Origin of the sequence: Nitrogeniibacter aestuarii, assembly GCF_017309585.1 — a bacterium.
In the GTDB taxonomy this organism is placed as follows: domain Bacteria; phylum Pseudomonadota; class Gammaproteobacteria; order Burkholderiales; family Rhodocyclaceae; genus Nitrogeniibacter; species Nitrogeniibacter aestuarii.
The window spans coordinates 38596-55663 of the sequence record NZ_CP071322.1 but is presented as its reverse complement, the minus strand read 5'-3'; the positions used below and the strand labels follow the sequence as shown (position 1 = coordinate 55663).

12 protein-coding genes are annotated in these 17068 nt (G+C 56.3%); 8 read left to right on the top strand and 4 right to left on the bottom strand.

Annotation, left to right across the window (positions count from 1 at the left end; all coding sequences use genetic code 11):
• Window positions 1-243 precede the first annotated feature (243 nt).
• From J0W34_RS22110 to J0W34_RS22080, 7 genes are all read left to right on the top strand, one after another.
• Complete coding sequence (locus tag J0W34_RS22110; RefSeq protein WP_230971732.1) at window positions 244-645, top strand: hypothetical protein; 402 nt, start codon at window positions 244-246, stop codon at window positions 643-645.
• 74 nt (window positions 646-719) lie between these two features.
• The gene (locus J0W34_RS22105; RefSeq protein WP_230971731.1) at window positions 720-1136 is read left to right on the top strand and encodes a hypothetical protein; all 417 of its coding nucleotides are present in this window, start codon (window positions 720-722) and stop codon (window positions 1134-1136) included.
• Between the two features lie 62 nt (window positions 1137-1198).
• The gene (locus J0W34_RS22100) at window positions 1199-2218 is read left to right on the top strand and encodes a hypothetical protein (RefSeq protein ID WP_230971730.1); all 1020 of its coding nucleotides are present in this window, start codon (window positions 1199-1201) and stop codon (window positions 2216-2218) included.
• Window positions 2219-2298: 80 nt separating this feature from the next.
• Entirely contained in the window at window positions 2299-4593 is a 2295-nt protein-coding gene (locus tag J0W34_RS22095) for an SNF2-related protein (protein WP_407941184.1), read from the top strand.
• A 228-nt stretch (window positions 4594-4821) separates the two neighbouring features.
• The gene (locus tag J0W34_RS22090; protein WP_230971729.1) at window positions 4822-5424 is read left to right on the top strand and encodes a JAB domain-containing protein; all 603 of its coding nucleotides are present in this window, start codon (window positions 4822-4824) and stop codon (window positions 5422-5424) included.
• A gap of 74 nt (window positions 5425-5498) precedes the next feature.
• Complete coding sequence (locus J0W34_RS22085; RefSeq protein ID WP_230971728.1) at window positions 5499-6872, top strand: DNA cytosine methyltransferase; 1374 nt, start codon at window positions 5499-5501, stop codon at window positions 6870-6872.
• 184 nt (window positions 6873-7056) lie between these two features.
• Window positions 7057-7455 (top strand): hypothetical protein, encoded by a 399-nt coding sequence (locus J0W34_RS22080; protein ID WP_230971727.1) that lies wholly within the window; start codon window positions 7057-7059, stop codon window positions 7453-7455.
• Between the two features lie 1117 nt (window positions 7456-8572).
• Here the strand turns inward: J0W34_RS22080 and J0W34_RS22075 are convergent.
• The 4 genes from J0W34_RS22075 to J0W34_RS22060 form a co-directional block, all read right to left on the bottom strand.
• A complete protein-coding gene (locus J0W34_RS22075) occupies window positions 8573-9082 on the bottom strand; it encodes a hypothetical protein (RefSeq protein WP_230971726.1) in 510 nt (169 codons plus the stop codon).
• A gap of 939 nt (window positions 9083-10021) precedes the next feature.
• Window positions 10022-12934: a DNA methyltransferase gene (locus tag J0W34_RS22070; RefSeq protein ID WP_230971725.1), complete on the bottom strand. Its 2913-nt coding sequence runs from the start codon at window positions 12932-12934 to the stop codon at window positions 10022-10024.
• A complete protein-coding gene (locus J0W34_RS22065) occupies window positions 12931-13863 on the bottom strand; it encodes an OST-HTH/LOTUS domain-containing protein (RefSeq protein WP_230971724.1) in 933 nt (310 codons plus the stop codon). The genes J0W34_RS22070 and J0W34_RS22065 overlap by 4 nt, the downstream gene beginning before the upstream one ends.
• 207 nt (window positions 13864-14070) lie before the next feature.
• A complete protein-coding gene (locus J0W34_RS22060) occupies window positions 14071-15279 on the bottom strand; it encodes a phospholipase D family protein (RefSeq protein WP_230971723.1) in 1209 nt (402 codons plus the stop codon).
• Window positions 15280-15774: 495 nt separating this feature from the next.
• Between J0W34_RS22060 and J0W34_RS22055 the strand changes: the two genes are divergently transcribed.
• Window positions 15775-16428 carry an SOS response-associated peptidase gene (locus J0W34_RS22055; RefSeq protein ID WP_230971722.1) on the top strand — a complete coding sequence of 218 codons (654 nt, stop codon included), beginning with the start codon at window positions 15775-15777 and terminating at the stop codon, window positions 16426-16428.
• Window positions 16429-17068: the final 640 nt, after the last annotated feature.

Genomic DNA, 17068 nt, shown 5'->3' with positions numbered 1-17068 from the left:
CGATGCCATTTGCATTATTGTAAACTCAGCCCGCCTCCTCAACCTCGAGGGGGCTTTCCAATGACCGGGGTAATCGGTCATTGGAAAGCCAAGAGTTTTGTCGGCCTAGTGCCACAAAGCGTCCGGTCAGTCCTTGAAACCGGAACCATCCTTCGGGATGCAGGACATTGTTCGTTGTACCTACCCAATCGGGAGTCTTCTCCCGATACGGGGGTGGACTCCCTTTTTTGATGGAGTTCCACCATGCCTGATATGTCCCGCAGTCCTTCTGATGAGCTGAAAGCACTCAATGCCCAAGCCATCGAAAAACTCATTGAGCTTGCCCGTGACCCCGAGTACGCGGAGCACCTGCTGAATTTCTTCAACGAATACCCGCAACTGAAGCGCCTGCCTCAGTACGCTGGCCTTTACCTGATTGCTCAGAAGAACACCTTCCAGTCGAAAGCTGAAAAGGTGGGCTATCTGATCACAAAGTTCATCTGGGATCTGATCGCGAAAGCGCTCCGTCATTCCAACACTCGTCCCATGCAAAGCCAAGCAGGTAATCAGCCAGCGCCATCACCAGCGGGCAAGGAGAAATCCGCCCCACTGAAGTGGCCTGAACTTTTTACTGCACAAGCTGAAGCCAACCCGACCAACAAGTAATTTCACTTAATCCAACCCGAGGGGGAGATGTCTCCCTCTGGGGGGCTCTCCGCCTCGAATTTTCGGAGAGTCACATGGAACAATCCCAGATCCACAACCTCATTTCCGAGGTCACTGGCGCTCAAGACCCCGCTACCGTTCAGGATTACGAGCAGTACATGCGTGACGAAGTCTTCCACTCGACTCTGGGGTGGATTGATGAGTTCATGCTTCGTATGGCCGCTGCACGGGCACATGAAGTGCTCGACGGCCGACGGGTCACGAGCTTCTACTGCGTCGAATTCAAGGGCCATGGCAAGCCTTTCGAGGGCAACCAGGGTACGCGCTATCTTCTGACCTCCGGCATCTTCGGACAGCCCACGGAAGGGAGAATCGCGTTATTCCCAGACGCCAAAAACGCAATCGAAGAGGGCTGCAAGGCGCCGAATCGACGCGACTCGTCTGTCGTGAGCGCTGTTGATCGCAATCCAGAGCCGATCAGTCTGCACTAATTCCACGCCCATTAACCTGTCGGACCTTCGGGTTCGACAGGTACATTCTCAGGAGAACTTCAATGTTCATGAGTGTCGTCGGGTGTCCCGACCTCTATGTGGATGCCTGCGTCCGCGACAACGACGGTGAGCTGTTGTTCATGTCGATTTTTGGGCGTGACACCGCTACGCTCAAGTTCTTTTCCGCGTTCGAACTCAAGCAGGCAGACGGCGGCCTCTTGACCGGCAATCTTGCAACGCTAGACCTTCAAGCTGAAGACGGAAGGAAGCACCCCGTCATGTGCTCCAACCCGAAAAAGCTCGAAAAGGAATCCGGCAAACTCTCTGATGTTGGAATTCTTGGTCCAATGGCGCACGCCTGGATCTTCGACCCAGCAATTCGGAGTGGCGGAATGGTATCGGGCCAGGCATGGTTGATCGGTCCGCGCACTGACGCACTCGAATGGAATGATCGAGTCTGGGAGACCGTCAAGCGCATCAGCAAGATTCCCTTGCTCGACATTTGGCGAGATCCGTTGATGAAGGGTCTTGGAGCGAACATTTTCGAAGATCTTGAGTTGAGCAACGCTCCACCCCTTGGCCGTTTGACGGGGTTCAATGTTCACCTTCCTGCGAATTTCGCTAATGTCATCTCCGCATCAGTTGCCTCAGGATTGCTCGATGAGCATGACGAAGGCGACGTCGAAGAGCGAGCCGCGTTGATTGCACTGATCCATAGCCGCGCGGAACCCGACTCTGAAACGTGTGATGCTGAGCCAGTCGAAGCATTGTCCGTGGCGAGCGAGTCCGACAAAGCTCAATTCGAGCTGGGTCAGGTGGTTGCAACTCGTGCCTTTGATGCCCTGCTGGCGCAGCACCCCCATCTGTTCAATGACACCATCGCGCGTCACGTGACCGGAGACTGGGGAGATGTGTGCTCCTCCGACTGGAAGCGCAACGATGCTGCGCTCGCTCGCGGCGAAAGATTGGTGTCGATGTACCTCATAGATCCCGCTTTGCCGCCAGATAGCAACAACCTTTTCTACATCGTCACCGAGCATGACCGCAGCGTCACCACTTTCATGCGCCATGACGAGTATTGACCAGCCTTAATCAAGAACCATCCACCCACAGGGGCGCATCCCTGTGGGGAAGCGTCCCTGCATTTATTGGAGTACCCAGAATGCAAACGCAAATTGAAGCATTTCCAGAGTTCGCCATTCCGCCAGCGCAGACGATGGGTCTGCAGGAGTTGGTCAGCACATTCCGCGGCGCCCTACTTGATGCGGTTCAGAACCAATGCGCGCCGCTGTTTGATGGCTCGACGTCGCACGCACGTGACGAAGCTCTCGACGCTTTGAAACGTAAGCCCTTTGATGCTCAGCGCGGAGTAATTCATTCCATGCTGTGCCTGCTGTCTGATCACGATCAACCGGCAGGAATCATCAACGCGGAGATGGGAACGGGCAAGACCATGATGGCGATTGCGGTCGCCAAATTGATGCACGACGAGGGCTTCGAACGAAGCCTGGTGATTTGCCCACCTCATCTCGTCTACAAGTGGCGCCGGGAAATCATGAACACGATTCCCAACGCCCGAGTCTGGATCCTGAATGGACCCGACACTTTGGCGAAACTTCTGAAAATCCGGGAAATGAGCAACAAAGCCACCGTCCCGGAATTCTTCGTCCTGGGCCGGGTGCGAATGCGAATGGGCTTTCATTGGCGTCCTGCATTTGTAAAACGCCTTGTGCCATTTGCTTCGGAGATGGGCAGCAAGCAAGTTGGTCGATACGCTGCGTGTCCGAGTTGCGGCAGTCTCATCATGGCAAAGAACGGGGAGGGCGATTCTGTTCCGCTGCCATTCTCCCGTGCCGAGATTGAACTCAACGAGAGTCGCTTCAATTGCCAGGACGAGGATTGCGGTGCTCCACTTTGGACCCTCACCCGAAAGGGGCGGCCCATGCGCAGCTACCGCGACCAGGTGCTTGAGTCACTGCAGAAGATGCCCACAATCGGCCCCAAAAAGGCCGAGGCCTTGGTGGCCAGGTTCGGAGAAGAGTTATTGGGCAGCATGCTGTCAGACAACATCTACCAGTTGGTCAATTTGATGGATGCAGATGGTGAGCTGGTCTTTTCCGATCGACAAGCCAAACGCATCGAGCGCGCTCTTGCAACCACCGAGGTCGGCTTCGGCCAGGGCGACTATCAGGCAACCGAGTTCATCAAACGCTACTTGCCACAAGGCTACTTTGGACTGCTTGTTGTCGACGAGGGCCATGAGTACAAAAACGGTAGCTCAGCTCAAGGTCAGGCCATGGGCGTGCTCGCGCGCAAATGCCAGAAGACATTGCTCCTCACGGGAACCCTAATGGGGGGATACGCCGATGATCTGTTCTATTTGCTGTGGCGGCTGAACCCTGCAGCAATGATTGCCGACGGCTTTGGTGTCAATTCGAGAAACCGACTTGGCACAGCTCAGACGGCATTCATGGGAGAGCATGGGGTTCTCAAGGACGTGTTCCGCGAGGCCGATTCTGGCTCGCACCGCACCGCGAGAGGCCGCAAGACAACTCACCGGGTCGTGAAAGGTCCGGGGTTTGGTCCGAAGGGCATCATGCGCTACGTCTTGCCGATCACTGCGTTTCTGAAACTTCGCGACATCGATGCAGGGGTCTTGCCACCGTACGACGAACTCTTCGAATCGGTGCCAATGACAGAAGAGCAGCGAGAAGCCTACCGTCGTCTTGAGCAAGTGCTCGTCGCTGAGTTGAAGCACGCGCTTCGACAAGGGGACAACTCGCTACTGGGCGTTGTACTGAACTGCCTTTTGGCCTGGCCTGATTGCACTTTTCGAGATGAACTTGTTCGCCATCCACGCACTCGTGCGCAAATCGCCTATCAGCCTTTCATCTTTGATGAGGCAACCCCATCACCCAAAGAAGCAGCAATGATTCAGTGGGTGTGCCGCGAAAAGGGGGCAGGGCGGCGGGTATTGGTGTATTCGATCTACAGCGGGAAGCGAGACACCACAACTCGCCTCAAATTGGTGCTCGAAAATACCGGCATGAAAGTCGCCGTACTGCGCGCCAGCGTCTCCGCTGAAAAGCGGGAGGACTGGATTGCAGATCAAGTCGACCGTGGCGTTGATGCTGTCGTGACCAACCCAGAGCTGGTGAAAACCGGCTTGGATCTCCTCGAATTTCCAACCATCATCTTCATGCAGACCGGCTACAACGTATTTACCTTGTGGCAGGCGGCACGACGTTCATGGCGAATCGGTCAGGACGAGGACGTTCGCGTCATCTTCCTCGGCTATGAGAAGTCTGCACAAACAGCATGTTTGGAACTCATGGCAGCAAAGATTGCAGTTGCCCAATCGACGAGTGGTGACATGCCCGACTCCGGTCTCGACGTCCTTAATCAGTCCGGTGATTCCATTGAGATCGCGCTCGCGAAACAGCTGGTTGAAGCCTAACCAGAACGTTCGTCTATCGCACTACCTTTCCCGTCGGCTTATTTTGAGCTGACGGGCTTTCCCAAAGCCCTTCAAGGGGAGTGCTTTGGGAAAGCAAGCCACTTCGTTGGCCTTTCAATGCCAGTCAATCGCTGCAACTGGACGGTGATCAAGAATCACCCGCGATATTTTTTCCACCCATGGGGGCAACCCCATGGGTTCGCCTCCTTCCTTGTTTTGGAGGCATGTATGCACAACTACGCTCAAGCACTGGCGAACCCAAAGACTGCGAGCGACGTCGCACTTATCAGTGGATTTTACGGCGATCGATCGCACGACGTACTCAAGGGCTGTGGCGGCTCCATTGGGAACGTCATCCGGTTTGCTCGAGGCAGCGAGGACGCATCATCAGTCGCCCTGGTTGCAGCACTGGAAATTCTTCAGCGCGCCATGGAAGTCGATGCTCGTTCGAGCGCCGACTATTTGTTGGACCCCGCGTCATCAGCTCGATTCTTTCGACTGAGATACGTCGGCCTCAGCCGAGAAATCTTCGTCGTTGCGTTCCTGGATGCCCAGAATCGCGTGATCGCCACAGAGACGATGTTTGAAGGCACGCTGACTCAAACCAGCGTCCATCCACGGGAAATCGCGCGACGCGCGCTGGAGCTTGATTCTGCTGCCGTCATCGTTTCCCACAATCATCCGTCGGGACTCGCTGAGCCCAGCAACGCCGATAAGTATCTGACTGAAACGTTGCGCACTGCGCTGGCGACTCTCGATATTCGCGTGCTGGACCACGTCATCGTGGCCGGGCCAAAGCACTTTTCTTTTGCGGAAAGCGGGCTCGTGTAGCCCCACATTTCAACCAATCCTGGCGGATCCCCCGTCAGGGGATCAATCCGCCTCCTGCTACTCAGGAGAGCACCATGTTGCACTATCAAATTCTGGACATTGGCAGTAACAGGGGCGCACCGCGGGTGTGGCTTCAAGATCAAATTCTGCGCTCCGCAGGATTCAACGTCGGCAACACCTACACCGTAACGGAGGAGGGCGATCAACTCACATTGACCGTCTCAGACGCAGGTGAGCGTGTGGTTTCTCCGAAACCGCAACGCGGTAAGGTGGTTCCCGCCGTGGATCTCAACAGCCACAAGATTCTGCGACTGTTCGAGGGGCTCACACGGGTCCGCATCATCGCCCAGCGAACGGGCGTCATCGTCATCACCTCGCTGAACAGCGACAGGCGCCGGAAGGAGCGAAAGGCGCGCGTGTATCGTCGCCTGGCAAATGCTGAACCACTAGAGATGGCTTCGGTTTCCCACGGCGGCGGGATCATGTGTCACGCCTTGCACCACGGGTTGCGCGATTCTGGTCACGACGTTCACCTCGCGTTCGCAAACGAGATTCGTCCGGAACTTATCGACCATGCATCGAAAGTGAATGACTCATGGGAACAGGACACCATTAAAATCGCCGCGCCTCTCCAGGAATTCGCGTTCGATTTCGAGGGTGTGAAGCTTTCCCAGGTCGATATCGTTGATGCAGGCTTGCCGTGCAGTGGCGCGAGCAAGAGCGGTCGCGCCAAGCGCGGCATGTCATTGCCTGAAGCGCACCCGGAGGTAGGGCATTTGATGGTGGCATTTCTTGCACTTGTTGCTCGGACAAACCCACTCTTGATCGTCTTAGAGAACGTTGTCCCCTATCTCAACACGGGCTCGGCCTGGCAATTCAAGAATCAACTCAAGGACTGGGGATACGAGGTCCATGAGCTGATCTTTCGCGGCAGTGAGTTCGGCGCTCTTGAGGACCGCGAGCGCGCGGTATTGATTGCAGTGACTGATGGTATTTCGTTCGACCTGGCTGACCTGGAACGCAGCTTCGACGAGCACCAAACATTCGCTGATATTCAGGATCCTGTGCCTGACAATTCGTCGAAGTGGTCGCCCATGGAAGGGCTGCGCAGTAAACAGGTTCGCGACGAAGCGTCAGGCAAGAATTTCAAGATGCAGATCGTGAGCCAGAAGAGCCAGACCATTCCCACCATCGGCAAGGGCTATCAGAAGAACCGGTCTACAGAGCCGAAACTTCAACATCCAGACAATCCGGAACTTCTCCGACTCCTCACGCCGGCAGAACATGCTCGAGCCAAGCGTATCCCTGAGACGCTTGTTGAAGGCCACAGCGACACCGTCGCCCACGAAGTTCTTGGGCAGTCGGTCATTCATCCGGCCTTCGCAGCCATTGGCCGCTTGATCGGGCATTCGCTCTGGCGATGGGCATCCATGCCGGTTGCAGCTTGATCGTCTCCGATCTACCCATTTTGTTCATCAACCCCCCGACCGCACATGACGTCGCGGCCGGGGCTTTTTTTCGGTTCATGCCGAGAAGGTCATTTTCTAGGAAATGCGACATACCGCGTGGAATACTGGTCTGAGCGGCCACTCAGTGCCCGCTATGACAAACCCCTACTTTATGGAGATTCCCATGTTACTGAGCAAGGCCTTGAACTACGCCACCATCTGGACTGGTCTCGCAGCGACACTGTTTTTTGCCCTGAGCGTTTCCGAGATGAATAATCGGAATATCGCAGATCTGAGCGGCAGTGTGGATGACCTCGCGGCAGCACTTCGTAGGCGCGCCGTTAGCCAAAAACTCGATTTCGTTAGCGGCATCATTTTCACCCTGCTCACGGTTCTGCTCTGGATACTGGCGAACACCTCGGTCGAAAGCATTCCCGCGTCCAAATATGAAGCCCTGCTTTGGACCTTTGGGATCGTTACCGTAATGGCGCTATTGGCGCGCCGCTTCAATCTCTACAAAGCGCCGCGACTACAAAAAGAGATTGATGAATTGGTGCGAAAGCCCTCGAATTTGTCGGAGTGATACGGTGCCCTCGAGGTGCGGTATCCTTCAAGTCGAGATCCGCGCACAACAGAATGAATCTATGGCCGAGCAAGGCTCCCGCTATACTCCGATGACACGCGAGCAGCTCAGGGTCATTGCAACCCTGTTGCGCTCGTGTGCTCATATCCGCGAGGTCCGCGAGAAAGTCTTGGCCGGCGGGTGAACAACAGCATTTCGGCCTGAACAGCCGTCAGGGCATCACGATCTATAGGGCAGCAACGGGTTCGTTACCTGCCGCTCAATTTTCAAAATTCTCGAACGACAGCTTCCGATGCAGCGAACGCGAACTCCCGACCCGAAGCAGACGCCCGGGCGTTTGGATATACCGGCAGTCGCAAGCGGTCCGCTGAAACCACCGCATAAAGCGTTTCACGGACCAAGGCACTGCATCGCCCTGAGGCAGTCCAAGAATGAGGCAATCTATGAAGAAATGTCTGCAAACGATGAAGGGGCAGGCTCGCTACATCAAGGACGTTCAATATTAAGTTTCCCATCGGTATAGCCAATAGCCCGTAATGCATATAAAAAGTGCGAGCTTGCCCCAAGTGATACTCGATATTCGTCTCTTGGCGAGAAGCGGTTGCGCTTGGGTTTCGCTTGCAGGCTCATTCCCGTCCCTGGCCCAATCTAGTGCTTGGTCAGGGGGGATGAATGCCCCGGACTCACCGTCGATCAGAACGCCAGCGCAAATATTGGAAAGAACGGCTGATGCTGGTTGTGTAACGGCTAAGTCAGCCTCCGTTTTGTAACTCAAAACCGCAAGCGAATCGAAATGCCGCAGTCGCTCCTCATTCTTGGAAGAGAGCCTGAGGTTGGAGAGCTCTCCTCGGGTAAGGGGGGCCACTGAGTACTCAAACCCCTGGTTTGAGTTGGGGCATGGCCAGAAGCCGGAGAAAGTTGAGGGGTCGAGCGAAGGGTCCAAGAGAACTGTGAAGCCTTGGTCTCGCAGCGCAGAAGCCCATTGCTCAGTAGAAGGGATATCCTTTCGATTCAGCGCTACATAAAAGTCGAGGCTCATGACGCCGAGGCCCAACGTGCTAGGCGGCGCGAAAGCGCAGCTGGCCAGCGTGTCCATTCTAGCGGGGAGTCGGGCCTCTTAGCCTTCATAAAACCAATCCATAAACTTGCCAGCAACCTCGGGCGAAAGCTCCAAGACTGCTTCGGCAATTGCTGGTTGTCCCTTTGCTGCAGCGACCGCTGAAAGCGCAACACGAAGAAACCCTTCATCCCAATGGCGCGAAGATGCAGCAGCGACAAGCGTGGGCAAGCGGGACAACGAGTCGAAATAGTCTGGGGCAAGATTTTCGGGAATGGAGACATCCGACTTGGCGCGGCAGACTTCAACCCAGGCCGGAAATTGAAAGTAGGATACGTCCGCCCTCAACGGATTAGAGGCGAGAACTTGAATAATGTGAGGCACTGCCGCGAAAGAAGCGGAGTAAACGTCGCCTTGATGTGCCAAGGAACTCCAGATGGAATGCCACGGCTCTTTGTCGTTCTCGGACGACGGAAGGTCAGCGAGTTGCCTCAACAACGCTGGGATGTCCCTGGCACTGCCATATGCATGCTGAAGATCGGACCAGTGCGGATCGTCTAGGCTGAGCAAGCGACACTCCTACAACACACACAAAATTTGAGGTAACAGGTCTGCCGAACGCAGGTCGCCACTATTGGAAAAGTTAGTCGTCATACCTGCCAGTACAGCTCATATGGGACACAGGAGCCGAAGGGCCTTATTCCAAATGGGGTTCCATATTGCCTCTGCGACCAATCGCGCGCAATGCCCAATAGATATTTCGTCTCACAACAGAACGGCCGCTCATAGCCGATTGCTCGGGTTCGAGACGACTCGTCAGCGGTCATTCGGTGCTGAGGTGATCCCGATGGCGAGAGCTCGGCCACTCCGGTCCTCGGCCTTAGGGTCTGTGTCGGGCGGCAATGCGCTGGTCATCTGCCGCTCCGCTGCCTTCTGCGGTCAAGGACCGCTTGTCACTTCAGGCTACCGCCGGATCTGACTCAAAGCGGCCCGCGACCAAATCGCAGCCGCAGTGGCAAGTCTCTGTTTGATACAGGACGAAGATAGTCGCGTGCGCGTCAGCACCACGCTCGGAATTCTTGTGGGCAAAAGCCGCCTCAGTCACTGCGGGGCAGATCGTAGCCGACGGGCCCAAAAAGCCGCCAGATTCTCCCTGTTGCCGCTAATTCGATTGCATTGCGGAAGGCGGACGGCCAATACGGTGGCCGTGCACGCCTGCGCTCAGCTTAGCCCGTTGACCGGCACCGCGGCCCCATGGATCGCTCGCGATGCACTGGAGGCGAGAAACAGGATCGCCAGTCAGCTGGCCAACTTCGATGTGCTCGACCTTCGGGAGGGAGTACCACAAATAGTGTCGATGATCCGGTCAGCGAACATCTAGCAGCGCTGAACGAAGGCGGCCTCGACTCCCATGCTTCATGCGGATACATGGTATGTCGAAGCGCGTTCTTATCTATTTCCTCAGCTCTGCGTCTCCCCGCTATTCGCTGACCCTCCCTAAACGCGTGATTAGGCTCCGAAACAGTCGCTACTAACAAGCTTCTTAGGCGCTGGATAGGAGGGCGATATGCCGGGGCCGCAGACTTCTTTCCCTTCCTCGATTGCCGCCGCGACCTCTTCGTTGAGGTCACGGAGTTGGTGCAATATGTCCTTCTTTCCATCGAATCCATATGCGGCAAGAACCGCAATGTCGAGTGCGGCGTGAGCATCCTTAAGCTCGTTCTTCCCTGGCAACTCTAGGGTCCTATAGAGTGCCCGCAGCCCTCCTGATATGCCCTCAAGCGCCTTTTCGCGAACTGCACGAAGGTAGCAGGCCGCCTCTGCAACGGCTTCTACTTTTGACCGGGATGGGTATTGTGGCCACGGGAATGTATCGAAGACGGAAGTTGAAGAATACCGAGGGTCCTTCTTCATATTGGATCGTTTTGCCAGGAACCATTCGATATGGACTACCGACTGCAGAATCCCGAAGCTGTAATCGTCCTCGAAGGCGAACACCTGGAGAGCATCCCCGGGACGACATTTGCTGGACAGAAAGAAGAAGATTGGTCGCGTTGTCACTCTCGAACAGGCAATGAACCGACTGAGCGGCTTCAGTGCAGCGACCATGTCCGCCCGGCCCCAGGAGAGCTGCCACCAGCGGTCAAGAAACGCTTTGTGGTGGGGGCGCATTTTTCCGGTCTTTGTCTTGCCCTTCTCAGCCGCTTGCTGACGGGCTGGTAGGACTTTTTCCTCCACGTGTGCAATAGAAACTGGGAAAGCTTGAGCACCTAGTATGTCGCGCTGTCCGAAGTCGAGAATGAAGCGTTTCGCTGAAACGGTTCCGCCGAGAACCTCCTTTCCGACAAAGTACGGAAATAGCAGCTCGTCTGCTTTCGGTTCTTTAGCGAGTAACGCCTTGCGCTTACCCGCGGGCAGCACGAAATCCTTGTGGCCTGGTGTGACACCTTGGAATGATCGCTGTGGTGAGAGATTGCAGCCCAACCGGTGAATACCCTTCAAGTCCGTACGGTCGGAAAGCGCTGAGTTGATCGAGGGAACCTCGCGCAGATCAAGCTCATAGCGTTTCGATTCCAACCCAGCTCCACGTGGTCGCTTCGCTTTCTTTCCACTGGTGGGTTTGACTTGGAACCACAAGCGCTTTTTCTTCGGTACCAGAGTGGGGTCCTGAGTCTTCATCCAGTTAACGATCGACACATGAACGTTCGCCTCGCCAGACCAAGGTTGATTATCCACCGCGTCGATAATAGTTCCGTCGACCACTACGTGATCCAATCCTCCAACGCGTGATTGGTTGCTTCTCACATTCTGCGTTCCGACCAGACCGGCTCTGCCGGCCAACGGATCCTTCTCCGTGCAAGCCGCCAATTCGTCGTGTGCCCGTCGGAACCAGTACACACAGAAGTCCGCCATGCCCGGCACATCAGGATAGGCTCGGCGAACCGCGGCAATGTAGTCGAGATCGAGCTCTTGCTTGATCCGCTTGGCGCCCAAGAACGGAGGATTGCCAACGATTACATCGGCTTCGAACCACTTCGCCTTCGTTCCATCTGCATTGATCAGTGCGTCTCCGGCTCTGAAGTTCCCATCAAGATTGTCTAGCGGTAACGCGGGCTCATTGATATGAAGCTCATCAATACTCAACTTGTGCGCTAGCATCATGGTGACCTTCGCTATGTCGACGGCGAAGGGGTTGATGTCGATACCGAAGAAGTTTCGGGCACTCACGAATCCGAATGGGCGCTGGTAGGGATCGACGCTTTTGTACTCGGCAGCCATCCGCTCATAGATTCGGGCCTCGAGTCGCTTTAGCTCGCGGTACGCAGTGTAAAGAAAGTTTCCGCTGCCACAAGCCGGATCAAGAACCGTGAAGTTCTCGATTCGTGCGAGTAGCTTCTTCAGGGCTCCGAGCGTCTTGGCCGATTCGATGCGCTCACTCCATGGGGCAACGATGGTCGGGCCGATCACCTTCATGATGTCGACCGGACTCGTGAAGTGGGCGCCGCTTGCATGTCGTGCCTCTTTCCCGAGCGAGTGCTCGAAGATGGTGCCGAAGATCTCAGGCCGCACCGCGGACCAATTGAACCTTGCGGCGTCCTTAAGTAGCTCAAGCTCCTCTGCGTTTAGCTCAATACGAGCCGGGCTGGCAAAGAGCCCTCCATTAAAGTACGCGACGCCCTTGTAGCGCCCGCCAGGTACTCCGCCCTTCGTGTTCATCGCCTCGAAGAGCCCGCCGAGGATGTCGTACGAGTCTTCAGGCGTCTTACAATCTTCGAGCAGGCGGGTCACAAAGTACTTTGCGAGGAGGTCGATGTCCTCTGCGAAGAGCGCCATCAACATCTGCAGGATGAACCGCTGGGCAAGCGGCTGATCGATGCCGCGTTTCAGCAGCGAGTTAAAGCAGGAGGCGAGCTTATCTGCGGCTTGGCGAGTGACTGATTCCTGGTGGTTTCCGAAGATGGGGGCAACATCGCCAGGGAACATGAAGTTCAGCGGACCGAACTTGGCCGGCAGTTCGCTGAGCTTCACCTTGTCCACCGGGGTGTCTAGTTGAGTCTCGAAGTCGTAAACCCAGAACTCATCGAAGTTGCAAAGCACGGCGTAGCGCGGCCGATTCGGTACAAGCCGAGTCCAGTAGTCAAACGCTTGGCGGTAGTGCTTACTCAGGTCGACGCCTCGCTTCTTCATTTCAATGACGACGACGGGCTTCCACACGAGATCGGCGAAAGAGGTCCCGCCTGTCGTGTTCTTCACGCGCTCTTCACACTGTGCCCCAGCTTCCTTCAAGCCCGGCCAACCGAGTGCGCGAAAAAGGCGGTCAAGGAAGATCTGCGCTTCTCCCTTTTCGTCGCCCTTAATGTGGGCGGCAACCCAGGTAGTGAATTCTTCGAGGCGTGCCGGCTTGTCTGCTGTCGATGTCATGTAATTATTCTCGATGGTGCTGATTGATTAGCGAGCTTTTTTCGATTCCAAGAGGCCCGATCGAAGTCAATGGTACGGTACCAGACCTGAACTTCCTCTCGGTCCGGAGTCCGTGTCTTGCGAATTTCAAAGAGACGGCTCTCGTGGATCACCTGCCGCCAACTGCTGCAACCGTACCTCTTGGGAGTCTCCTCGGGATCGATCCGGCGCATGGCATCGATCGCCTTGGCCAAGAGCGTCCATCCGTGTTCGTTCAAGGTCTCCTCGGCGGCAAGGAGGAGCGACTCGATCTTGGTGTGGGCCCAGTCGATCGAGGCTGGTTGGGGCTGGAGCGAATGCAGAAATGCTCTTTGGCCCTCTGGGCTCAGCAAAAACTGGCTCAGCGAGGTGCGAGCGGCGTCCATTCCGTCAGTCCAATCGCGGAGGGTCTGATAGTGACCATCGATGGTGGCGTAGCTCTCATCGAGATAGACGTCAGCAGCGTCGCACCCCTCGATCGTCCAGACGTTGAAGCGCTCGAGGAAGTGGTGCACGAGCTCGTTCCGAAGCCGTACCAGTTCTTCGAGATCTTGCCTAGCCTGTTTGCACTCCTCCCGGCTCAGCGAGGTGTAGCAGCGCGAGCGGAACCAGATCTTCGTGGGGTTGTAACCAGGCGGGGACTCCAAGTCATCTTCCGACTCGTCCGCGGTTGAGCTGGTGAGATAGGAACTGGAGACCTCGCGGACCACTTGGCCCAGCGTCTTTGTTCCGAATCCCTCGACACGTCGGGCGTGAATCGCCTGCAACTCAGATGCAGGGCCAGCGATATCGTGGTGGGCAGCGAGCCGTTTGATCACGAACTCGTAATGCTGCAAGCGCTGCAGGCAACGGCCGAGCGTGCGCTGTACATCGCGCTGGCGCTCAGGGACGGCGGGATCCGGCTCTTGCACGCTAAATCTTCACATAGCGCCACGTCTTCAGGCCAAGGGCCTGAGCTGCAAACTTCGCAGTTTCTTTGTCGCCGAAATGGGGTACTGCTCTCAGATCGAGCTCAGTTAGCAGCTCGAACTCACCCGGTTGAAGCTCTCGCGCGCACTTGAACTTGTACCACCGGACCACTTGCTCTGTGGTTGCCAAGATATAACTCATGGGGCCACCTATTCGGCTGGAGCGTAGTAAATGCAGTCGAGGAGGGCGGCCCTGTTGTCCCAAATTCGCGCGGAGAGACGCGCACGCGGCCTCGGATGCAGCCACCAGGGACTGAGCGACGTGGGAACGACAATACGCTCCCAGTAGTTGTTCAGATCTAGGGTTGTATGTGCGACGCCAAAAGCTGCGCAGAGCCGCTCGCGATTGCGGCTATTTACTGCGACGAAGATGTCAGGGCGCTTCATGGCAAGCAGCCGTGAAGCCGGCGCGATCTTTCCTTTGCGGCTCTGGCCGTCGAAGGCCGACCTGAAATGGGCCACAAAGTCATCGTAGCGCTGCTCAGCAACTGGTCCATTAAGTGGGATCTCATCAAGAGCCCTCCCGAGCTGCTGATAAGAGCTGGTTACTACGTTCTTGAAAGTCCCTACGGCGGACATTCGACCAAAAAGCCCCCAATCGAAGCCCGCCAGCCCCTGCTCCTTAGGGTCATACGTGCCCGCGACGGCCTTGCGCTCGAAGACATCCATCTCAGCGAAAGAAGCGCGAGTCTCAAACAGACTCCGCGAAGTCTCAAGGATCTCAAGCCGTGTCTCGATCCCGGCGGGCTCATCCTCCCGCACGGCTGCATCGAAGGCAACCCAGCTCAGTTGGAGTGGCGTCGCATATGCGCTGCCTCTGCGAGGTCGCTTCAGGCGATGAAAGGATTTGAGTGATTCACGCGATTTCTGGTTGGCGCGGTACTGCGGCTCATAAGAGAAGAGGAAGTTGTCATCCAAGGTCTCGGCCTCGTTCCATGCTCCGGTGACGAAGTTCTTCAGCTGGACTAAGGCAGGGTGGTCTTTCGGACCCTGGAGCAAGACGCTGGCCTCTACGTTGTCGCCACCCATGGCCGACTTTGTCATGTTGTGGCTTCCAACAACGGCGGACATCGTCTCTCCGTGGACGAACAGATATACCTTCGGGTGGAATAGGGCGCCTTTGGGCGGCATTACTGCGGCCGATTTCACCCCAACGAAATCCTTCAGCAGCTTAGGGTCAGTCTGGTAAAAGTGCGTGCCGATGATGAGCTGCTTGATCTTTGCTTGATGGTTAAGCATTTCACGCGAGACCGGGTTCGGCGTAGCCCAGGCAACGGCAACGCTGAGCGAGGTGCAGGATCGAGTGAGAGTGATCAGGGTTTTCTCGGCGTCGCCGTTCGACAGAAGGGTGACCTGCATTCGCTTTCCTCTATCGATAGGGTCGCAAACCGCATCCTGCGGCACTACTGGAGATGCCTTAGTCATTTTCCCGGTTTCGGCTATGGCTGACAACCAGTAGTATCGATACCGACTTCCCGCTATCCACAAAATCTGTGGATAGCCTCTGTAGCAACAGGGTAAACCCGAACCCGCACTAGGCGGGCCCGGGGTGTCTATTTTTTGAGCAGTCTCCTTAGAAAACTCCTGTCAGGTGGAAGTTGAGCCTGCCCGGACGCTCGTGCTCATTGTTGTCCAGCCGGGGCGTTGCCGGCCACCACACGTTATCCTTAAATGTCCGCGGCAATCAAGACCTGACCTCTCAGCCCCCGTGACGACTGGGCGGCAGATGTAGGTCAGATTGCCGCCCCTCACTTGGTGGAAGCTGGCCGTCAGCTCCGGCCGAGAAATGCTCGTTGTCCAATGAGCAATATTCCTGCGGTGCCACGAGCCATTCCGAGCGTCTAAACTTCACTTATGTGCAATCGCTACGTATCCCCGGAAGAAGCAGAAATCGAACGGTTCTGGGAAATTGGTCGGCGCAACCCTCTCGCGTGGTGGCAGCCTGCGATCTTCCCGCGTGCACAAGGACCGTTTATGCGCGCATCCGCGGAAAGAGGGCCGGAGCTGGTTGTCGGCCAGTGGGGCCTGGTCCCGTGGTTCGCTGAATCGCCCAAACTCCGTTATTCGACCAATAACGCCCGTTTCGAAGGCATCGAGGCAAAGGCGTCGTACAAACAATCATGGTTGCGGGGCAAGCGTTGCATCATCCCCGCGTGGTCCTTCGATGAACCGTGCTGGGAGAGCGGGCGCAATGTGTGGTGGACATTCCGGCGCGCGGATGGAAATCCCTGGGGACTGGCTGGGCTTTGGAATACATGGACCGACAAAGAGACCGGGGAGATCGTCGAGAGCTACACGATGCTGACAATCAACGCTGACAGTCATCCGCTAATGTCTCGCATGCACAAGCCCGACCCGAAGTTTCCACCCGATCAACAGGACAAGCGCAGCGTGGTGGCCATCGAGTTCGCTGATGTTGAGACCTGGCTACACGGTTCGGTTGAGGCGGCTGCAAACTTAGTATGCGCCCCATCCCCTGAAGTCATTGACGCTGTTGCAGCAAAGTAGGAGCCATACGCCTTGATTCGCAGTTGCCACGCAGCCGGCAGCTTCGGCCGAGCCGTTGTCGCCTGACGTTGAATTGGGGTGTCAGCTCCACTAAGGAAATCCGCCTTCAAGCTTCGGAAGTCTTCACCGACAGCGTTGGTTGGCGCACATTGCTGATTCACCAAACTGTGTAATCGGCTCCGGGGGCAGCCCTTCCATGTTTCGGCTCATCTTCTGTGGGCAAGCCATCTCGCTAATTTGGTGCGGGTCTCAGCCTTTGGAGCACCTTACAGGTCGATCACCCAGGTAATTTTCGGTGCGGTATCCTTCACCCCAAGAATTGCACAGAACTGAATAACTCAATGGCCGATCAAGGTAGCCGCTTTACTCCGATGACACCCGAGCAGTTCAGGGTCATTGCAACCCTGTTACGCTCACGTGCTCATATTCGCGAGGTCTGCGAGAAAGTCTTGCTCGGCGGCGAATCACCTGCCGTTGTCGCCCGAGCTGCGGGGCTGGAGTATCACCTCGTCACGAAAGCGCTCATCCGCTACCGGTCAACACACGAAATGCTCCTTTCCGCATACGCGGGCAACCCCAGCTCAGTCGCCTGAACGAGTCTCTCCGTTCACCCAATCCCAAGCAGTGGACTTGCCAATGC

What these genes read in the sequence shown, in the direction of transcription:
- J0W34_RS22110 (WP_230971732.1), top strand. Translation starts at nt 244, where the DNA reads ATGCCTGATATGTCCCGCAGTCCTTCTGATGAGCTGAAAGCACTCAAT.
- J0W34_RS22105 (WP_230971731.1), top strand. Translation starts at nt 720, where the DNA reads ATGGAACAATCCCAGATCCACAACCTCATTTCCGAGGTCACTGGCGCT.
- J0W34_RS22100 (WP_230971730.1), top strand. Translation starts at nt 1,199, where the DNA reads ATGTTCATGAGTGTCGTCGGGTGTCCCGACCTCTATGTGGATGCCTGC.
- J0W34_RS22095 (WP_407941184.1), top strand. Translation starts at nt 2,299, where the DNA reads ATGCAAACGCAAATTGAAGCATTTCCAGAGTTCGCCATTCCGCCAGCG.
- J0W34_RS22090 (WP_230971729.1), top strand. Translation starts at nt 4,822, where the DNA reads ATGCACAACTACGCTCAAGCACTGGCGAACCCAAAGACTGCGAGCGAC.
- J0W34_RS22085 (WP_230971728.1), top strand. Translation starts at nt 5,499, where the DNA reads ATGTTGCACTATCAAATTCTGGACATTGGCAGTAACAGGGGCGCACCG.
- J0W34_RS22080 (WP_230971727.1), top strand. Translation starts at nt 7,057, where the DNA reads ATGTTACTGAGCAAGGCCTTGAACTACGCCACCATCTGGACTGGTCTC.
- J0W34_RS22070 (WP_230971725.1), bottom strand. Translation starts at nt 12,934, where the DNA reads ATGACATCGACAGCAGACAAGCCGGCACGCCTCGAAGAATTCACTACC.
- J0W34_RS22060 (WP_230971723.1), bottom strand. Translation starts at nt 15,279, where the DNA reads ATGCAGGTCACCCTTCTGTCGAACGGCGACGCCGAGAAAACCCTGATC.
- J0W34_RS22055 (WP_230971722.1), top strand. Translation starts at nt 15,775, where the DNA reads ATGTGCAATCGCTACGTATCCCCGGAAGAAGCAGAAATCGAACGGTTC.